Origin of the sequence: Leptospira bourretii, assembly GCF_004770145.1 — a bacterium.
GTDB lineage: Bacteria > Spirochaetota > Leptospiria > Leptospirales > Leptospiraceae > Leptospira_A > Leptospira_A bourretii.
On the sequence record NZ_RQFW01000010.1, the window covers coordinates 438,831 to 456,419 of the forward strand.

Here is a 17,589-nt window from a genome sequence, read left to right on the forward strand (position 1 = left end):
AAGGCATTTAGTCTGATAAAGATTCATTTGCCTTTGTATAATGCTCCGGTTTTAGTTGGGATTTGATGAGAAGAAGAGTGCTTGCGATCACTCCGGCATCATCGGTATATCCTAAGGCCAAAATCACATCTGGAATCGCATCAATTGGAGAAATAAAATATAACAAAGCAAAAGCGATGGAAGCTTTGGCTGTTAGTGAAGTATTGTCATCCAATAAACAGTAATACATTGCGATGACATCTTTCACAAAAGGTATTTTTTTTCCTGTTTCTTTTATTTTTTTCCAGAAATTGGTTTTGATAAATTCTATTCTTTCGTTTTCTTTCATAGCGACATTATTCCACTGATTTTCCCATTTTTTCTTTTAGAATATCTATGATTTTTTTTTGTTTCTACTTAAAATTGCATAATCCAAAGCAGAAAAACCATAGTGATTTCTTGAAAAAAGGTTGGTCTTATGTTTTCTAATGATACTTCAATGCAAATTGATTCATCATTCAATTCTGATAAACCAAACAAAATTAATTTAGCAAATCGTTGGAATCAGAAAATGAGATACTCCCGTAGTTACCTAGATACTGATGTGAGACTTATTATCGAAAGTGATTTTGATTATAGTGGTGGAGTTAGCGAAGAAGCAATTCGTGAATTTTTGCAGAAATTTCAGATTCTTAACTCGCAATTTACCACCTCGCTCATTCTTGCGGAATGAATTGTTGGATTGCATATAATTCATGATCCGATAAATCATTGGAAATTGGAAGATTTTTAAGTAAAAGAAATCACCTAAACTATCTAGAAAAATAATTTTCACTGAATGGTCTTTGAGAGAATATGGAAAGGTAATACGAATTTTTTATAAATTAAGACAATTGAGGTAAAGTATGTCCCGCCCTTTCAAAGTATTAGGAATCCAACAAGTCGCCATTGGCGGTGAGTCAAAAGAAAAATTATCCAAGTTTTGGGTCGATGTGATGGGACTCACAAAAGTGTCTGATTATAAAAGTGAAAAAGAAAATGTGGATGAGGATATTTTGTCCATGGGAAATGGTCCTTTCAAAGTTGAGATTGATTTGATGCAACCCATTGACCCAAACAAAAGTCCAAAAGTGCACGACCCAAAACTCAATCATATCGGTCTTTGGATTGATAAATTGGAAGAATGTGTTGATTATTTGACAAAACAAGGAGTTCGATTCACTCCCGGTGGGATTCGTAAAGGGGCAGCTGGATACAATGTTTGTTTCATCCACCCGAAGGGAAATGAAGAATTTCCACTCTGTAGTGAAGGGGTACTTGTTGAACTCGTCCAAGCTCCAGAAGATGTGATCAAAGCATTAGGTTAATTCATATCACTCTGGCAATTGTGAAGTGCAAACTTCAATGGTTGCCAGAGCAAAAAAAGGAATCCAATTTAGTTTTGGATTTTTTTGTGAGTCCATCTCCAATACAAGTATGCAAAAAGAGCAAGACTAGTTGTGATGATAAATTGTGTTAGGTGGACCACTGTCGCATACACAAGTCCTTCTCCCGGATCTCTTCCTAAAATAATAAATCCCGATATGATGGCGGCATGAAATACTCCGATCCCTGATGGAGCCGAAGGAATGGCAACACCCATCCCTCCTAAAAACATAAAGAGTAGAGCTTCTGGAAAACTTAGAGGCATACCAATTAGTAATCCGGCAAGTAAATAGGAGACAGCATAACCAAATATCCAAGTAGGAATTGAATAGAGGACTGGTTTCAGTAATTTATCGCCTTTTAGAAATGATGAAAATTCGACTAAATGATGGTCTAGTTTGTCTTCGTATAGCTCGTGTTTGCCGACAAAGCCAAATAGTTTTTTGATAAAACTGCGTAAGGGATCTAAAAAGTAACGAACAACGATGAGCCCAACAATCATTCCAAAAATGACAAGTGCGGAAATCAAAAGAAGGCTTAAGTTTTTGGATTGGCCAAGTCCCATGTAAAAGAGGGCAGCAGCACCAATCACAACGACAGAACCCAAATCCATCACCTTCTCTAAAAAGATACGACTGAATAGATGGGTAAGTGGAAGTTCTGTATCTCGTTTGTTCATAATGAGACGAACAAGATCTCCACCTCTTGCAGGAAGAACCATATTTAGGCCAACACCGATGATGGCAGTGGTAAATGCTTTCGCAAAACTAATCTTTTTTTCTAAAAGATAATACCAGCGAATCGAAAAGGGAACAAAAGCCAAAAGATTGGATAAAAATAACAATGGAAAAATCCACCAGTTGATTTTCCCTTCTAAACGTTCAAATTCAGCAAGGTCAAAATTCTTAGAAAGAAAATAGACCGCAATGCCTGAAACTAAAATTCCAAATAATAATTTTCTCATATTCTCCTAATTAACCCGGTGGCCACTGCATATGACGACCACCTAACATGTGGAAGTGGATATGTTGGACGGTTTGTCCGCCAAAATCTCCACAGTTGTTTACTAAACGATATCCCTTTTCTGAAATTCCATTTTGGTGGGCCAGTTTGGGGATGGTTAGAAAAATTTCTTTTATGATATCTGGATTCAAATCTCCAATTTGGTTCATACTAGAAATATGAACTTTCGGGATGATGAGTACATGGAAGGGGGCTTGCGGAGTAATATCATGAAACACTAAAATGTTTTCTGATTCATATTCCTTTTTGGTTGGGATTTCCCCACTTGCAATTTTACAGAAAAGACAATTTTCCATATTATACTTTCTCCTTTGAAAACACGAGCGATGCAGCGCCTAAAGCTCCGGATAAACTTCCTCCGGCACCAATTTTGAGTCGATCGTTTAACACGGGAAAGATATTGGATCTAATTTCGGATTCCAACACTTTACCAAATAAATCATAGGATTTTGTGATTCCACCCACAAAGACCACTGCTTCTGGGTTAAGCAAATGAATCGCTCCACGAACCGCATGAGCTAGTGCCAAGGTTCCAAAATGTAAAATTTCATGGGCAATTGGATTTTTCTCCCGAACCAGTCGGAAAAATGTTTCTGCATTTTCCAAGGTTTGCTTGGACTTTTCTACATAACGGTTTAAAAAACCACGTGTAGAAAAATAACTTTCAACACATCCATGAACCCCGCAACCGCAAAGAGCACCACCGATGACAGATGTTGTATGGCCAATTTCAATTCCGTTGCCTAAATAACCGGAATAAAGAACTCCTTTATCTACAAAACCACCACCTACGCCAGTTCCAAGAGTAATGATGAGTTGTGATTCTGTATCTTTATAAACACCGAAGTAGGCCTCACCAAGTGCTGCGCAGTTCGCATCATTTTCATACCAAACAGGAAGGGAAAATTCTTTTTTGAGTTCTTCTCCTATCGGTAAGTTTTTTAGGCCTTGCAGATTGGCACTGGATATCATAATCCCTTGTTCATTGTTTATGGGGCCAGGAGATCCAACACCAATTCCAATTGCATCGGGTATTAGCGGACGAATGGTATCTTTTAAAATTTCTAAAAAACTTTGGTTGTCTAAATGTTCTGGTGTGGGGGAAACAAGGGACTTTAGTTCTTTTCCCGTTTCTTCAAAGAGGCTTACTTTGATACTCCCTCCACCGATATCCACCCCGATGGCATTTCGCAAACTCATTCTCCCTTAATGACTTGGTCGAATTTCCCTTGTTTCATTTCATAAACAGTTTGGGCATCGAAGGCAAGTTTCATATCATGTGTAACAAGGATAATGGAATGATTTCGTTTGTTGTATTCATTTAATAGGAGTTGGACCAAATAACTATTTTCTGGATCCAAATCTCCAGAAGGTTCGTCCGCAAATAGGATGGCTGGATCGTTGATGAGTGACCGAGCAATTGCCGCTTTTTGGATTTGTCCTCCCGACAAAGTACGAGGAAGGGAATTTTGTATGTCACCTAACTTTAAATGTTCGATCAAATAATCGCATTTACGAATATAGTCATCATTCGAAAATTTACGAGTAAAGAGAGCTGGCAAAAGGATGTTTTCCCTGATTGTCAGGTTTCCGACAAGTTCGGAAAATTGAAAAACGAGTCCTAGGTCACGAGCTCGGATTTCCGCCAGTTCTTGTTTTGATATTTGCGAAAGTTTGATTTGGTCATACAGGATGTCACCTTCTGTCGGTGAGAGCATTCCAGTGAGCATCGAGAGTAAGGTGGTTTTGCCGGAACCGGATGGTCCAATGATGGCAACATAGTCTCCTTGGTTCACATCAAAACTCACGGAACTGACAGCTTCTTCTTTGCCAAATCGTTTGGTCAAATTGTGAACACGGAGTAACATTATTTTTGTCTCCGGATGGATTTGTAAGGATCAATGAAAGAGCTGATCCCGATGGCGGGAACAGAAACAAGAAGTCCTAATGTGATAAAGAGAACCAAACAAGAAAAAACGGATTTGATTTCGTTAATGAACCCGAAGTCTGCTGGTGGATTTAAGTAAGCAAGATTTATCAGGATCGCCATTAGGAAACTTGGTAAAAATAGGAAAAATAAGGACAAAGAGTGGAGCCAGATACAACCCAATCGGTTTCCTCCTATGGCCATCATCACTCCAATGTCACCAAGACCGTGAAGGCAATGAAAGAAAAAGAGAGCCATCAGCGCAAAACTCGTGGAATAAAAAAGAATCTGCGGAGATTGGTCAAAGGAAACGATACTAGTAAGGGACACACCTCCATACAGATGGAAGTGAATCCGGATAGTGAGTAAAAAGAATGTAAAAACGAGGGCACCGACGAGGCCATAGGCCGCCGAGTAGAGTCGATCCCGGAAGAGAAGTCGAAGAGCAAACGAAATGTAGGTGAGTTGTATCACTTCCAGGACAGAATTGACGTAAGACTCTTTTTTACCAACTAAAATAGGAAAATAGGAAGTAAGCGAATTTGGCATTTTTTATCTTTGTGGGAGCAGCTGTGATTATGCTCGGGTTTCTTTTGACCTTCATTGTAGGGCAAAGAAGGGATAGTTATGCCAAGGCCTTAAGTCTTGCCACTCTCGGGAATTTCTTGGATGCTCGGGCCCTCGTTCGAGAAAAGCTGGAAGAGGACCACCAAAACCCCTATGGCCACTATGTTATGGCAAAAATCTATGCCATGGAGAATGACCCCTTAAACGAAGCCAAACACCTCGAAATCATTAAAAAAAACAACCGGTATACAAAAGAAATCGATTCCGTAACGGTTTCAAACCGAATCGCTGAAATCTATTATACCAAGGATTTTTTTGAAGAGGCTTTTTTTCATTATTTAGATACCCTCCAGGCAGACCGTTCGAATCCCATTGCCTGCCTTCGGTTGGGGTTTATGGCCCTAGGACAAAAAGAATTTAAAATTGCAGACCATTTTTTCTCAAGAATCCCGGAAGAAAAAATCAATCTCTCCTCTTACTTCATTGCACGTGGTGTGATCTCCGGTGTGACAGGTGGGGGAAAGGAAAGGGAATACTTTGAAAAGGCATACAAACTAGAGAAGTCTCCTGTTTCGGGATTTTTATATGCCTTATCTCTTTCTCGGGAGAACAAACATAAAGATGCCGTGAAAACGGCTGTGGCCATCAGCGAACAGATCGAAGATGAGTTTGTGCGTTTTACCCTCTTTCAGTTTTTAATGACAGAAGCCATCCTCATGCAAAACTTTCCAGAGGCATTGAAGTATGGTCGTTTGTGTTTGGAAATGGCAAGGCTCAATGCTTGGCCAAGTGAAATCATAGAAACAAGCATTCACTTTGCAATGATTACTGTGTATATGGGAAGACTTGATGATGCATCCGAATATTTGATTGAAGCGGAGGCAGAACGGTTGGATGATCCCGACGTTGTGGCTCTTGCCAATTTAAAATATAGATTGGAGCGGGGAACAGGAACTGTTGAATCATTAACTCATGAATATGATCTTTCGCGGGAACTCAATTTATTATCTGTAAACTTATTTCCTAACTCTAGATACTTTGAACTAAGTGGAATGCGTTCTTCTAAACCTTTCAATATCAAAGGGATGGTGGATGATGCGGGAAAAAAACTAACATCCAAATTGGATATGCTCGGTCTCGATAAATTTGAAAAGTTCATTAGCCTTCCTGGGACCAATTTTAAAAACCAAGCCACTCGTATGGTCATGAGTATGGGGTATCGAGTCACAAAAGAAATGTCGAACCCTGAAGCCGATGGTGTGAATTTACTTGCCTCTTCCAAAGAAGACGTAAACAAAAGAGCACTTTTCCGTGTCCGCAAATGGAAAGATGCAAAAGTTTCGGATGTTTTTTTGCGAGAGATGACAAACCAAATGGAAGAGTTGGGTGCCACCAAAGGTTATGTGATTGGTAATTTTGATGTCACAGAAGGTGGGAAAAAAATCATCGCAGCAAGTAACGGTGCCCTTGAGATGTACAGTGGGGATCTGTTCGAGGACCTTCTCAACAAAACAATGTGATGAAATTTCAAAACCTACGTATTTCTTTTTTTGTTTTATTCTTATTTGTTTTCAATCATTGCCAAATCCAAACAAGTGGATCCGAACCAAGTAATGGAAAATCCAATCCGCAAAAAGAAACCAAAGATCTCAATGTTTCTACAAATCCAGAAAAGAAAGAACTCATTTGTCCCATACCTATGGTGTTAGGTAAAATTTATGGATCTTCGTTTTCCAAATTTGACCAAACTGTTGTTTTTTCCGAATTAAGAATTTTACTTTCTGATCTTTGTGAAAGGAAATTCCACCACCTCATCTCTCTCATTCATCCGACCAAAGGTTTGTATGTTGATGCCAAAGGGTATTGGTCTGTCGAGGAAGTGAAAAATGACCTAAACGATCCATACGGATACTTTCAGGTTTATTATTTTGACCAAGAGAAGTTGGATCAAAAAAAAGGAAGTTTCGGAAATTTGACTGTCCGTGATGTATTTTCTTTCGCCAAACAAGTAACAGTTGATATTTATGTAAGTTCTATTGAAGAGGTAGAGGTTAAATTTCGGTTTGAGGAAAATCCAAAACTAGAACGGTATTTAATTAATCCAAGTTTTATCAAAGTGGAGGGACATTGGTATCTCCTCCGAATGTTTTGAATTATCTGGTTCCAGTAATTACTTGTTTGACTATCTCTGATGCGGTTGCGAGTGGATTTACTTTTTTGACATCGGACACTTGTTTTGTGGCCGTTTTTTCATCAAATCCAAGTTGAATGAGGGCAAGAGTTGCCAGATCCGTTTCTCTGTCTTCTGGATCTGTTTTTGTTGATTCATCACTCAGGAAAGTTTCTAGTTTTTTTAAGTTCTGTTTGATTTCGAAAAGAATTTTTTCAGAAGTTTTTCCCTTCACTTTCGGAATTTTTTCCAAAGTTTTTCTGTCATCTTCTTTGGCAATTTTGTACAAATCGTCCGCTTGAAAAAAAGATAAAATTTTTAAGGCAGTGAGTTCTCCAATTCCATGCAAAGATTTGATGAGTTGGAAAAGTTCCCTGTCTTTTCTTGTGGAAAATCCAAACAAACGTTCTCCTCTGTCTGTGATGGAATGAAAGATATGTAAAAAAATCTCCTCTTTCATTTTTTCCTTACATTCTAAATGTAAGGGAAAGGGAATATGAATTTCATATCCGACACCTGCTACATCAAGGACCAGGTGATCCATTTCTAATTGAATTAATTTCCCACGTAAACTTGCAATCATCGTATCGGTTCCGCTTCCAAATTCTAGGAATCCATCTCTCTGGCGACAACTCTTTTGTTTTCCATCCCAGATACAAGGGACATCCGGGTTATAGAGATTCTCTTTTGCCTGGTTTTACAAAGAAAAGGAGGTTGAATTTTTGCATCCATCTTGTAAAACCAATGAGGTGAAACGAATTCGGTTATCAAAAAATCCTAGTCTGGCACAGTATCTCACTTTGGCAGATTTATTTAAAAATTTACCGCATACGGTTCTTCGGGAAATGAAGGACCAAACAGTTCGGGAATTTTTAGTAGGGGGAGAGATCTTATTCGAAGAAAATTCAGAAGGGAATGATTTATATATTTTAGCTGCAGGCAAACTTCGTTATGAAAAACGAGGTGTCGACGGGTCCATTCGCGACGTAGGTGAATTCAAACGACTTGATATCATTGGAGAACTGAGTTTGTTCACTGGAGAAAGACGATCCGCTACAGTGAAAGCAATTCGCGATTCTGAACTCCTTCGAGTTCCAAGAGATGTGGCTTTGTCCATTTTACTCAAATACCCAGAGAGTCTTTTACAAATCACAAAAATCATCGCGGAACGTTTGGCGAATGCAAAAAAAGAAAACCAGGAATTTGTTCCGCTTTCTCGAACCTTTTCTATTTTAACAGCTCTTCCAAAAAATTACTTAGATGAAATCATTCATAAAATTGGTCTCGTATTCCTAAGGTACGGATCTTTTTGTGTTATTGATGAAAAGGTTTTTTTCGATCGAACAAGCGAATTGCAGTCGTTAGATGAAAAAGACAGAGAACCTTGGATCATCCGTTTTTTTTCTCAAATGGAAGCAGAATATGATTTTGTTTTTTACCTCTTAGAAGACAAAAAAGAATTCACGACTTGGTCGGAGAGGGCTCTTCGTCAGTCTGATTCCATTTTATTCATCAAAGAGGCAACGGCTGACCCAAACTGCATTCAGTTAGAATCTCTTCTCGATAAAAAACAAATCAAAGAAAGAAACCAAATTCTCGTCCTTCTCCAACCGAATGCAGTGGATGTGGTTCCAGGGACCATCAAACATTTACAAAAAAGAAAGTTCCAACGGCATTACCATGTGCATTTTGACCGCTTGGATACCTGGGAAAGATTGGGAAGGGGTTTACTTGGAAAATCCATTGGTCTGGCATTGGGAGGTGGGGGTGCCAAAGGATTTGCCCACTTAGGTGTTTTGCGGGCCTTAGAAGAAAACAAAATTCCTATTGATATGGTTTCCGGTACGAGCGCTGGAGCTATTTTTTCTGCTCTCATTGCGATGGGTGAAACAAGTAAAGGTAGTGAAGAAAAAGCAAAGGCCTTTTGGATCTCCAAAGACTTGTTAAATGAATATACAATTCCTGTTTTATCACTGACCACAGGTAAAAAATATACGGAAGCCATTCGGCAATTTTTTGGATCCATCCAAATAGAAGATTTATGGATTCCGTATTTTGCCATCGCAACTGATTTATCACATTCAGAAATTCATGTCTTTGACAAAGGTGATTTATGGAAGGCAATTCGAGCAAGTACATCCATTCCCGGAGTGGTCCCTCCTTTTATTGATGAGGGAGTTGTGTATGTCGATGGAGGAGTGCTTGACAATGTTCCAGGAATTGCCCTGAAAGAACGAGGTGTAGGAAAGATCATTTCTGTAGATGTTTTTGGTGATATTTATCCTGACCAAGACAAGGAATTATCTGCTTATTTTGATAAAACAAATCCTGGTGTGATGACAAATCCTTTGACCCAAATGACAAACTTAATCAACTTTAATGAAATTTTAAGACCCAAGTTTCCACCCATTGGGGACATTATCATTCGATCAATCTTGGCTTCGAGTAGGGACCGGATCCGACAAACAGAAAAGATATCAGATTTGTTTTTGCAAATTCCAACGAATAACTTTGGACTTTTAGATTGGTTTGCTTATGAACGTCTCATTGAACTGGGATATGTATCCTCCGTTGATAAAATCATTAGGAGTCGGGAGAAATTTTTAAATCCTACTTTACAATCAATTCTTTAGGTTATCATAGAAAGTATGTCTTTGCATCGTTACTTTCTTACGGTTTTTCTTCTTTGTTTTTTTATTTTTGGACAAAGACCTTCCCTTTGGGCTCAAAACTTAGATTCCTTAGTGGAATCCGTTTATAATAAACAAGAATCCCTTCTGATTCGTAATGAAATACGCAAACGTTTGGGAGACCGTGCCAACGAAGCTTCCATCAAAGAAATAGTAAAATCCTTACGAGTTTGGGCAGCATTTGAGTCAATGCCCGCTTCTGAATTTGCAGTCGAGGTCGAAAGGTTTGTCATTTTAAAAGATTATGGTTTGAATTGGGAAGAAACAGAGGAATTGATTCCTTACTTTATCACAGCCAAACCAAACAAAAAAGACATTCCTTACTTGGGTAAGTTTTTTAAAGAGATGGCCCTTTCCAAAGTTTCTGAAGAAACAGTTTTCGAAATCTTAAGACTTGCTAAATCCAAACAATGGAGTGGTGCCTCCGTTCTTGTAGCAGGAAGATTGGTGGTTTTATCACAAAAAAAAGAATCTAATTCTTTTCTCACTCTCAAACGTTTGGAACCAATTCTTCCGAAACAATTTGAAAATTTAAGTGAAGAGAAAAAATCAAAGTTTTTTAAAGACTGGCATTCACTTTCTTTAGGAAAGATTGAGGAAACATATTGGGAGACAGTCAAAACAGATTCCATTCAGTTGAGTTCCAAACAAATGGCAAAAGAAAACTTTCAAACATCTGAAAGACGAACAGAAATCATTTGGAATGAACAAGGAGAATGGGTCACAAAAGAACGTCCTAAACTCGATCCCAATCTTATTTTTTTAGAAGAACAAACAGTCACTTTGCCACAAGTAGGCAGCGGTGATAAGGAGAAACGTAAGTTAGTGGATCCAGTGGGTCGCCAGTGGATTGGAACACCCTATCTTTACGGTGGGTATTCGAAAAGAGGTGTTGACTGTTCTGGTTTGACCAAGTCGATTCTTACCGATCCAAAAATTGGAATGAATGAGAGGATGATCCCAAGGTCTGCCAGAGACCAAGCACAGATTGGAAAGTCTGTTTCCAGGGATCGGCAACAAATTGGAAATTTAGTATTTTTCTCCGCATCACCAAACACAAGTAAAATTACTCATGTGGGAATGGTTTTGGACAATGATCATTTTATTCATGCATCAACTAGCAGAGGTGTGGTGATCCAATCCTTAAATGAAAAATGGTGGAAGGAGAGGTATGTGACAGGTCGAGATATTTTTACGGTAGGGAAATAGGATGGGAAAAAAAAGAGCACTCGTATTGTCTGGGGGAGGAGCAAGAGGAGCCTACCAGGCAGGGGTTTTGCGGTATTTAGAAGAAATTCACTGGAAACCAGATATCATTTGTGGAACCTCCGTTGGTGCCATCAATGCCTGTGCCATTGGATCCGGAATGAATTCTAGTCGATTGTCTGAATTATGGCTTCGGCTAAACCAAAAAAATATCATGCGTTATTCGATTTGGAATATGTTAAAAGGTTTTTTTCGAAAAAAATACTATCCACTCGTGGAAACCTATCCCTTAAAAAAATTCATTCATGAAAATTTAGATTTCACAAAACTCAATGAATCCAAAACGAAAGTGATTATTTCTGCGGTCAATATTCTTAGTTCCGAACTTAAGTTTTTTGAAAATCCTAACTTACAAATTGAACATATACTTGCCTCCTCTGCCATTCCGATGATATTTCCATGGCAGATCATTGATGGAGAACCTTATTGGGACGGAGGAGTGATGGCGAACACTCCCATCCTACCCGCCCTCACACATGAAGCTTCAGAAATTGTCGTGGTTTTACTTTCACCAGTTGGTGGCATGCGAGTGATGGATGCACCCAAAACAAAAGATGAAGCTTTGGAAAGATTATTTGAATTGTATCTTCTTGGCTCATATAGAAGTGTCGAACAAGGTTTAGAGTATAGAAAAGCAGTCATGAAGGGACTTACTCCCATTGAAAATTTTTTATTAGGTTTACGAACCGAATTTAAAAATGCAAAAATTTCTGTAATCGCACCAAAACAAATGTTAGGTTTAGTAAGTATTTTGAATTTTAAAAAAGATCAGGCAGAACTTTTGTTAAAACAAGGTTACGAAGATGCGAAAGATTTTTTTACAAAAAAATCTTAATTCAAATTTGTGGTTTCGGAAATTTGAGATAGAAGGTGGATCCATTCCCAAGTTCACTTTCTAATTCAATGGACCCATTCATGGCTTCAATTTGGTGTTTAGAGAGAAATAGGCCCATTCCTTTTCCTTCTATGTCTTGGCGCAATCGAAAGTTCATATTGAATAATTTTTGGCCATGTCTTTTGGTGTCAATTCCTGGACCATTATCACTAATTCCAATTCTTAAAAATTCTTTTGTATCCTGAAAAGAAATTCTAATTTTACAAACTTGGTTTGGATTGGCATATTTGATTGCGTTGGTGAGGATATTATTCACAATACTATCAAAATAAGCTTGGAATCCTAGAAGTTGGATTCCCTCTGGAACTTGGTTGGTAAATTCGATTTCTCGGTTGGCTCCATTCTTTAAGAGTAAAATTTGTGCATCGATACTTTCTTTTATTAAAATTTTTGATCTCGGAAGTTCTTTAGTATCCCTTTCAATATTCAAAAGTTCATTAAGATTTCGTATGATTTGATCCAATTGATAAGATGAGGATTCGATAAACCCAAGTAATTCTGGGTTGGAAGGATTTTCCTTTAACATTTCTGTCAAACTGATGAGATTGGTGATCGGTGCACGCAAGTTATGCGATGTAATATACGTGTATTCCTTCAATCTTTCATTTTGTTTTTTTGTAATCTGGACTAAAGATTCAAGTTCTCTGTTTTTGGTAAGAAGGAGGTTTTCTTTTTCAAATAGAGAGTTTTGGACTAATTTTTGGTCTTGGATGTTTTGGATGGCTCCATAAAATCCAATACAATGATCCTCTATGAATTTGGGTGTAGCAATGATTCGAATCCAGAATTCATTTCCAGAACCTGCTTCGACTAAACATTCCAAATCAAAGGTTTCTTTTGTTTTGATGCAGTGAATTTCTTTTTCTTTTAATATTTTTATAAATTCTTTGGTTCCAAAAAAACTTAAATCTACAGAATACAAATGGTTTGAAGTTTGGACTAAAATTTCGGTGGCAACTTTTGAGAGGGTAATCTGCCCATTGGTTAAATCATAATCAAAACTACCTACTTTGGCTAGACGGTTTGTTCGAAGAAGTAACTCTTCCATTCTCTTTCTATCAGAAATATCTCTCGTTTGTATCACAATTCCATCGTTAGTTGGTATTACCTGGTGAAAGTAATAACCTGGGGCAGCATAGTTTCCTGGAATTTGGAATTCTTGTTCCATCGGAATTTTTGTTTTAACTACTTTTTTATAATCTTCAAAGAATCCATTCTCTCTGTTTACCGGAAATAGTTGGCAAATTCCCTTTCCAATCAATTCCTCTTTTTTTTTTCCCAGTTGTTCTTCTGCTTTCTGATTTACATCAGAAATGATAAAATCAATGATTTCTCCTTCTTTGTCTTTTGATGTTTCTAAAAAGTAAATGGCTTCTAAAGCGGATTCCATTGCCGCGTGATATCTTTGGCTACTGACCAAATATTTTAATTCTGTTTCTTTTTCTGAAGTGATGTCTTTTGCTGCACCGATGATCGAAGTGACTTTCCCCGTTTCATCTTTGATAGGGCGAGTGTAATCGCGTAACCATTTGATTTTTCCGGATTTTGTACGGATACGGTATTCCACCACACCCGTTTCTCCTTTCAAAATTTTTGTCATTCTCTCTGCAATATTTGTTAGGTCTTCTTTTAAGATGAGATTGAACCAACCACCTAATTTGGTTATTTCTTCAATGGAATAACCTGAAGTTGTCCGTAGTTCTTTTGAACTCCACTCCGCAACCACTTCGCCATTTTCAATTTTTGCTGTATAAATATAATCTGAGGTAAGTTCTGTTACCAATTGCAAACGATCTTCTAAAACTTGAGTTTCTGTAATGTCTCTGGATACACCAACAATTTCATTTATGTTTCCTTTTGCATCGAGGATAGGGTTTTTAACAGTTTCCAGAATTCTAGTGATACCATCTGGTCCAACATTCGGTTCTCTTCTTACATAACTAGTGGTTCCAGTTTCAAATACTTTTTTGTCTTCTTGGTGATATGCCTTTGTAAATTCTTCATCGTTATAGGTAACATCTTTGATCCCAATTAATGTTTGTTTTGTGACCCCATAAAAATCGGCACAGGCTTTGTTTACATAAGTGACAGTATAATTTTTGTCCTTACAAAAAACTAAGTCAGAAATTGAATCTAAAATTTGCGAAAAATAGATTTCTCTCTCTTTTGCATAACGTTCTAATTCTTTTGTTTTGGTTTGGTCCGAAAAACTAGCGAGTAAATGAGTAATTTTTCCCTGTTTGTCTTTGGAGCTATAAGCAGAGACAGCGATTTCAAAAGTTGATCCATCTTTTCTTTTGGCTCGTAATTCTCCTGTCCATTGGGATTTGGTAAGGATTTCAGATAAAATGAGTTCTGATTTTTCTTTGTCATCGGTGAATGTGAGGGCATTTTTTCCGAGGATTTCGTCTATATTGTCATATCCCCATAGAGAAAGAAATGCCTGGTTTACAAATTGAAGGTTTCCTTCTAAATCGGAAATGACAATTGCATTTACCGACTGCTCTAAAATGGTATTGATCAGTCTTTGGTCTGTCAGTTCCAATCCCATCTACAGAAATATAGGATGTGGATCGATAAGGACAAGTAAAATATAAATTAATTTCTTGAACTAACCATAATGTAAACAGAGTGAGCACTGTATTCAAAAGATTGTGATAGGGAATTTGGATCAATACGAGAATTTCCATATCCAACTTCTCTGATATATGTGACGGATACTGATGATTTTGAAGTAACCCATGAAAACCCTAAACTTAAACCTTTGTTTCTGGAATACTCGTTTCTTGGGTTCGTTCCCGATCTTGCGACTTTATAAATGACACTTGCATCTCCGGAATTCATTTGTAATTGGTTTCCGTATGTATTTTGAAGGTAAAGGTCAACCGCTGATTCTGTCCAAGAAATTGGTTTGGTGTTTGGTTCGTTGGTATAAATTCCGGCTAACACAGAAAATGTGTCAGCTAGGTAGTATTCCATTCCCGCAGCGAAGTTGGTGGTGGACGCTCTCGTTAATTCTCTAACTTCTGTATCGTTGATTGTATATGTGACTCGTCTACCAAAGGCACTGATTTCATCTTGGTTTCGTTTTGATTTGTATCCAGTTGTATAAATCATATCAAAAGAAGCCAAAAAACGAGAAGTAGGGAAGAAGGCGATTCCAAATCGTAACTCAGATGTTTGGGGGATTGACGTTGTGAGTTTTGGTTTTTGAGTGAGAACTCCGGCTTCGATGGAAGAGGCACCATCTCCAGTTCCTTCAATGAAATCAATCGCAGAAGAACCGGGCCTTCTTGTAGAATCCGCATACACTTCGTTGTAAAGTCGATTTCCTCCCATCACAAAGATTCTTCTGTAACTTAGGCCCAAAGATAGTTTTTGGATGGGTTGGTATTGGATTCCAAGAACCGGCATAATTCCTGAAGTCCTTCGGTTATCTACGTAAGATCGCATTACATAACTTAAATCTGAAAACTGTTGGAATTGGGTTCTTGATACTTCTTTTGTATCATTCATATAATAGAGAGTGGCACCAATCGAGAGTTTGTCGGAAAGTAAATAAGCAGCACTAGGGCCCACTAGGAGTTGGTTGTATTTTTCCTTTGTATAGTTTCTTGTTGAGTTGATAGATGGAGAAACAAGAGGATAGTTCACTTGGTCCACTCGGTTATATGAGTAGTTATAAGTATTCACAATGGAAAATGCAAATTTCCATCGATCAAAGTTTTTTAATAAACCTATGAAGTTTGGATCAAATCCTTGGTGGGTTTGGTTGTAAACTTGTCCCGGTGTATCGATATTGATATAACTTCTTTTTACATCTTTAAAATTACTGGCAGAGATGGAAATTCCATCATTATAAGTAAATCCAAGTCCAGCCGGATTATAATAGGCACCGGAAGGATCATCGGCGATGGCTGTAAACGCTCCTCCAAGTCCCGCTGCCCTTTCTCCATAAAATCCTTGGATATTATGAAATGGTTCGGACCCAAAAACTAAACTTGGGAAAAGAATCAAAAAACAAATTGGGAGAATAGAATTTCTAAAGAGTTTGAATTTTAACATATTTGATTTTAATTTATTTTTAAATTTGTACTACTGTATTTGCCACTAAAGTGTATTGTTCATTGCCACTAGCATCAATATAGTAGCGCCAAACATCCGCAGATGGTATTTGGTCTGCTGTGCCATAAAAATCTATATAATAAACTGGGCCGCCACTATTGACATTGTTGAAGAACTCTCCCCATCCAATGTATTCGTCAGGATAAACATTCGGATTGATTCCATTAGGCATGATTACGTAAGCATCATATTCGACAAAACCAGCATCCACTCCGATATTGCCACCCGGTAATGCAATGAAAAAATCGACATAGGCATCCCATTCAAATTGATAAGCATTTGCCCCTATCTCATAAAACTGTCCATAAAGATCATAATCAAAGTAACCTAACTCTTCGTAATCATTGGTGGCGTTTCCAATATCGTAATAATCAACGGCAAAATACGCAGTATCTCCGTTGGCATCGTAGGTTTCTTCTAGGTAATATTCTTCTTGGTTGGCATTGTCTATGTATTCGGTGGTTACATAACCCCCATAATCATTTGATTTCCCTTTGACAGAAGTTGTAATTTTATCGCCGGAACTTGTATCATAAACATTGCTATAACTTAAGGTTACACAATTGTTTGCGTTGGCATTTGTATCATTGTCACATTCTTCGAAAGTGAATCTTGTGGTAGATTTATCTGTGCTACCAGAGCCGCTTGTCACTTGTTTGATATTGAGGATGGCTTTGTCTTTTTTTCCTGCCAATGTGATGTATGTGATGGATGCTTCCACACTCAGTGATATTCCAAAAATTTTCAAAGACCGGGTGATCGAACTAAAGATTTTTGATTTGTCCGATTTAAATTTAATGCTTTTTTGAAACTGATTGTTTGCCGGGCAGGGTTGGGGAGTTCCAATGGAATCGGCAAAAGAATATTCAATCTCCATATCATACTCGTTATTCGACAGGTTTCGATAGACCATGGCAGGGCTAGGAACTGCTTGCCCAATAAAGGGGAGGATCCCTTCATTTTGTAAACTAACAAGTTCTCCTCGTGCTTCGTCAGGGCTTAGTCCGAGTCGTTCGATTCCAGATAAAAAATCATCTTCCATTGATTGAGTGATTCTGATGGTAGAGGCACCACCAGGTAAACAAACACCTGGACTTGCTTTTGCAATGGAGTATGCACCACTGATAAGGACTAAATCTCTTTTGGAATCTCTTAAAATTTCTGAAACTATCGACGTGCCTTCTGTCAGAAAGGCTTGGCCTGTAAATCCATAATCAAAAGTATCTTGGGCAATTCCTTTGGATGCTGAAATAGAACGAATTGATTTTGGTACTTTTCGAAGGGAAGCTCCTAGACCTGAGGAAGGTTTGCGAATGGATCTTGGAACTGCGACACTTAAATTGGAAGGTAACTCGGAATTGATATTGGAGTTTAGTAAGTTTCTAACAAGAAAGCGAGACACCAAAGCTTCCAAGGAATTACTTTCATCTTTTTCTTTTTTACAACCAACGAAAGTAAAAAAAAGAAGAAAGAATATTAGAAATAGATGATTCATTACGCATTCATTTCATGAGTGGGAAAG

The 17,589-nt window shown here is 37.9% G+C and carries 17 protein-coding genes; 7 read left to right on the top strand and 10 right to left on the bottom strand.

Annotated features, from left to right (window positions below; translation table 11 throughout):
- Nucleotides 1-7: 7 nt before the first annotated feature.
- Complete coding sequence (locus EHQ47_RS07050) at nt 8-328, bottom strand: YkvA family protein (protein ID WP_135747884.1); 321 nt, start codon at nt 326-328, stop codon at nt 8-10.
- A gap of 150 nt (nt 329-478) precedes the next feature.
- Here EHQ47_RS07050 and EHQ47_RS19815 point away from each other — a divergent pair, with 150 nt between their 5' ends.
- Together EHQ47_RS19815 and EHQ47_RS07060 are read left to right on the top strand one after the other, a co-directional pair.
- On the top strand, nt 479-712 hold the full coding sequence (locus EHQ47_RS19815; RefSeq protein ID WP_279638201.1) for a YbjN domain-containing protein: 234 nt from the start codon (nt 479-481) through the stop codon (nt 710-712).
- Between the two features lie 172 nt (nt 713-884).
- Entirely contained in the window at nt 885-1,346 is a 462-nt protein-coding gene (locus tag EHQ47_RS07060) for a VOC family protein (protein ID WP_004788496.1), read from the top strand.
- A 68-nt stretch (nt 1,347-1,414) separates the two neighbouring features.
- Here EHQ47_RS07060 and EHQ47_RS07065 read toward each other — a convergent pair whose 3' ends face one another.
- Genes EHQ47_RS07065 through EHQ47_RS07085 form a run of 5 tightly spaced genes read right to left on the bottom strand, consistent with a single transcriptional unit; the run spans nt 1,415 to nt 4,903 of the window.
- Nucleotides 1,415-2,368: a lysylphosphatidylglycerol synthase transmembrane domain-containing protein gene (locus tag EHQ47_RS07065; RefSeq protein ID WP_135776855.1), complete on the bottom strand. Its 954-nt coding sequence runs from the start codon at nt 2,366-2,368 to the stop codon at nt 1,415-1,417.
- Between the two features lie 10 nt (nt 2,369-2,378).
- The gene (locus EHQ47_RS07070) at nt 2,379-2,723 is read right to left on the bottom strand and encodes a histidine triad nucleotide-binding protein (RefSeq protein ID WP_135776856.1); all 345 of its coding nucleotides are present in this window, start codon (nt 2,721-2,723) and stop codon (nt 2,379-2,381) included.
- Between the two features lies 1 nt (nt 2,724).
- On the bottom strand, nt 2,725-3,621 hold the full coding sequence (locus EHQ47_RS07075) for an ROK family protein (RefSeq protein WP_135776888.1): 897 nt from the start codon (nt 3,619-3,621) through the stop codon (nt 2,725-2,727).
- A 2-nt stretch (nt 3,622-3,623) separates the two neighbouring features.
- The gene (locus EHQ47_RS07080; RefSeq protein ID WP_004789028.1) at nt 3,624-4,295 is read right to left on the bottom strand and encodes an ABC transporter ATP-binding protein; all 672 of its coding nucleotides are present in this window, start codon (nt 4,293-4,295) and stop codon (nt 3,624-3,626) included.
- Nucleotides 4,295-4,903, bottom strand: a complete 609-nt coding sequence (locus EHQ47_RS07085) for an ABC transporter permease (RefSeq protein WP_135748411.1) — start codon at nt 4,901-4,903, stop codon at nt 4,295-4,297. The genes EHQ47_RS07080 and EHQ47_RS07085 overlap by 1 nt, the downstream gene beginning before the upstream one ends.
- On the opposite strand from EHQ47_RS07085, the gene EHQ47_RS07090 reads away from it, so the two are divergent.
- Together EHQ47_RS07090 and EHQ47_RS07095 are read left to right on the top strand one after the other, a co-directional pair.
- Nucleotides 4,897-6,441, top strand: coding sequence for a restriction endonuclease (locus tag EHQ47_RS07090; protein ID WP_135748410.1), 1,545 nt, complete (start codon nt 4,897-4,899; stop codon nt 6,439-6,441). The genes EHQ47_RS07085 and EHQ47_RS07090 overlap by 7 nt on opposite strands.
- Nucleotides 6,441-7,073, top strand: a complete 633-nt coding sequence (locus EHQ47_RS07095; protein WP_135748409.1) for a hypothetical protein — start codon at nt 6,441-6,443, stop codon at nt 7,071-7,073. The genes EHQ47_RS07090 and EHQ47_RS07095 overlap by 1 nt, the downstream gene beginning before the upstream one ends.
- Before the next feature lies 1 nt (nt 7,074).
- Here EHQ47_RS07095 and ruvA read toward each other — a convergent pair whose 3' ends face one another.
- A complete protein-coding gene (gene ruvA, locus EHQ47_RS07100; RefSeq protein ID WP_135748408.1) occupies nt 7,075-7,674 on the bottom strand; it encodes a Holliday junction branch migration protein RuvA in 600 nt (199 codons plus the stop codon).
- Between the two features lie 139 nt (nt 7,675-7,813).
- On the opposite strand from ruvA, the gene EHQ47_RS07105 reads away from it, so the two are divergent.
- From EHQ47_RS07105 to EHQ47_RS07115, 3 genes are read left to right on the top strand one after another with little or no spacing between them, the layout of a single operon-like run.
- On the top strand, nt 7,814-9,724 hold the full coding sequence (locus EHQ47_RS07105; protein WP_244290244.1) for a patatin-like phospholipase family protein: 1,911 nt from the start codon (nt 7,814-7,816) through the stop codon (nt 9,722-9,724).
- A 15-nt stretch (nt 9,725-9,739) separates the two neighbouring features.
- Nucleotides 9,740-10,990, top strand: coding sequence for a C40 family peptidase (locus tag EHQ47_RS07110; RefSeq protein WP_135776857.1), 1,251 nt, complete (start codon nt 9,740-9,742; stop codon nt 10,988-10,990).
- 1 nt (nt 10,991) lies between these two features.
- Nucleotides 10,992-11,882, top strand: coding sequence for a patatin-like phospholipase family protein (locus EHQ47_RS07115; RefSeq protein WP_135748406.1), 891 nt, complete (start codon nt 10,992-10,994; stop codon nt 11,880-11,882).
- A gap of 1 nt (nt 11,883) precedes the next feature.
- Here EHQ47_RS07115 and EHQ47_RS07120 read toward each other — a convergent pair whose 3' ends face one another.
- Genes EHQ47_RS07120 through EHQ47_RS07130 form a run of 3 tightly spaced genes read right to left on the bottom strand, consistent with a single transcriptional unit; the run spans nt 11,884 to nt 17,562 of the window.
- Nucleotides 11,884-14,493 (bottom strand): PAS domain-containing sensor histidine kinase, encoded by a 2,610-nt coding sequence (locus EHQ47_RS07120; protein WP_135776858.1) that lies wholly within the window; start codon nt 14,491-14,493, stop codon nt 11,884-11,886.
- Between the two features lie 47 nt (nt 14,494-14,540).
- Nucleotides 14,541-16,007: an OmpP1/FadL family transporter gene (locus EHQ47_RS07125; RefSeq protein ID WP_135776859.1), complete on the bottom strand. Its 1,467-nt coding sequence runs from the start codon at nt 16,005-16,007 to the stop codon at nt 14,541-14,543.
- A 19-nt stretch (nt 16,008-16,026) separates the two neighbouring features.
- Nucleotides 16,027-17,562, bottom strand: a complete 1,536-nt coding sequence (locus EHQ47_RS07130) for a hypothetical protein (RefSeq protein ID WP_135776860.1) — start codon at nt 17,560-17,562, stop codon at nt 16,027-16,029.
- Nucleotides 17,563-17,589 lie beyond the last annotated feature (27 nt).

Bases quoted from the DNA above. Each gene is read 5' to 3' on its own strand.
- EHQ47_RS07050 (WP_135747884.1), bottom strand. From the start codon at position 328: ATGAAAGAAAACGAAAGAATAGAATTTATCAAAACCAATTTCTGGAAA.
- EHQ47_RS19815 (WP_279638201.1), top strand. From the start codon at position 479: ATGCAAATTGATTCATCATTCAATTCTGATAAACCAAACAAAATTAAT.
- EHQ47_RS07060 (WP_004788496.1), top strand. From the start codon at position 885: ATGTCCCGCCCTTTCAAAGTATTAGGAATCCAACAAGTCGCCATTGGC.
- EHQ47_RS07065 (WP_135776855.1), bottom strand. From the start codon at position 2,368: ATGAGAAAATTATTATTTGGAATTTTAGTTTCAGGCATTGCGGTCTAT.
- EHQ47_RS07070 (WP_135776856.1), bottom strand. From the start codon at position 2,723: ATGGAAAATTGTCTTTTCTGTAAAATTGCAAGTGGGGAAATCCCAACC.
- EHQ47_RS07080 (WP_004789028.1), bottom strand. From the start codon at position 4,295: ATGTTACTCCGTGTTCACAATTTGACCAAACGATTTGGCAAAGAAGAA.
- EHQ47_RS07085 (WP_135748411.1), bottom strand. From the start codon at position 4,903: ATGCCAAATTCGCTTACTTCCTATTTTCCTATTTTAGTTGGTAAAAAA.
- EHQ47_RS07095 (WP_135748409.1), top strand. From the start codon at position 6,441: ATGAAATTTCAAAACCTACGTATTTCTTTTTTTGTTTTATTCTTATTT.
- ruvA (WP_135748408.1), bottom strand. From the start codon at position 7,674: ATGATTGCAAGTTTACGTGGGAAATTAATTCAATTAGAAATGGATCAC.
- EHQ47_RS07110 (WP_135776857.1), top strand. From the start codon at position 9,740: ATGTCTTTGCATCGTTACTTTCTTACGGTTTTTCTTCTTTGTTTTTTT.
- EHQ47_RS07115 (WP_135748406.1), top strand. From the start codon at position 10,992: ATGGGAAAAAAAAGAGCACTCGTATTGTCTGGGGGAGGAGCAAGAGGA.
- EHQ47_RS07120 (WP_135776858.1), bottom strand. From the start codon at position 14,493: ATGGGATTGGAACTGACAGACCAAAGACTGATCAATACCATTTTAGAG.
- EHQ47_RS07125 (WP_135776859.1), bottom strand. From the start codon at position 16,007: ATGTTAAAATTCAAACTCTTTAGAAATTCTATTCTCCCAATTTGTTTT.
- EHQ47_RS07130 (WP_135776860.1), bottom strand. From the start codon at position 17,562: ATGAATCATCTATTTCTAATATTCTTTCTTCTTTTTTTTACTTTCGTT.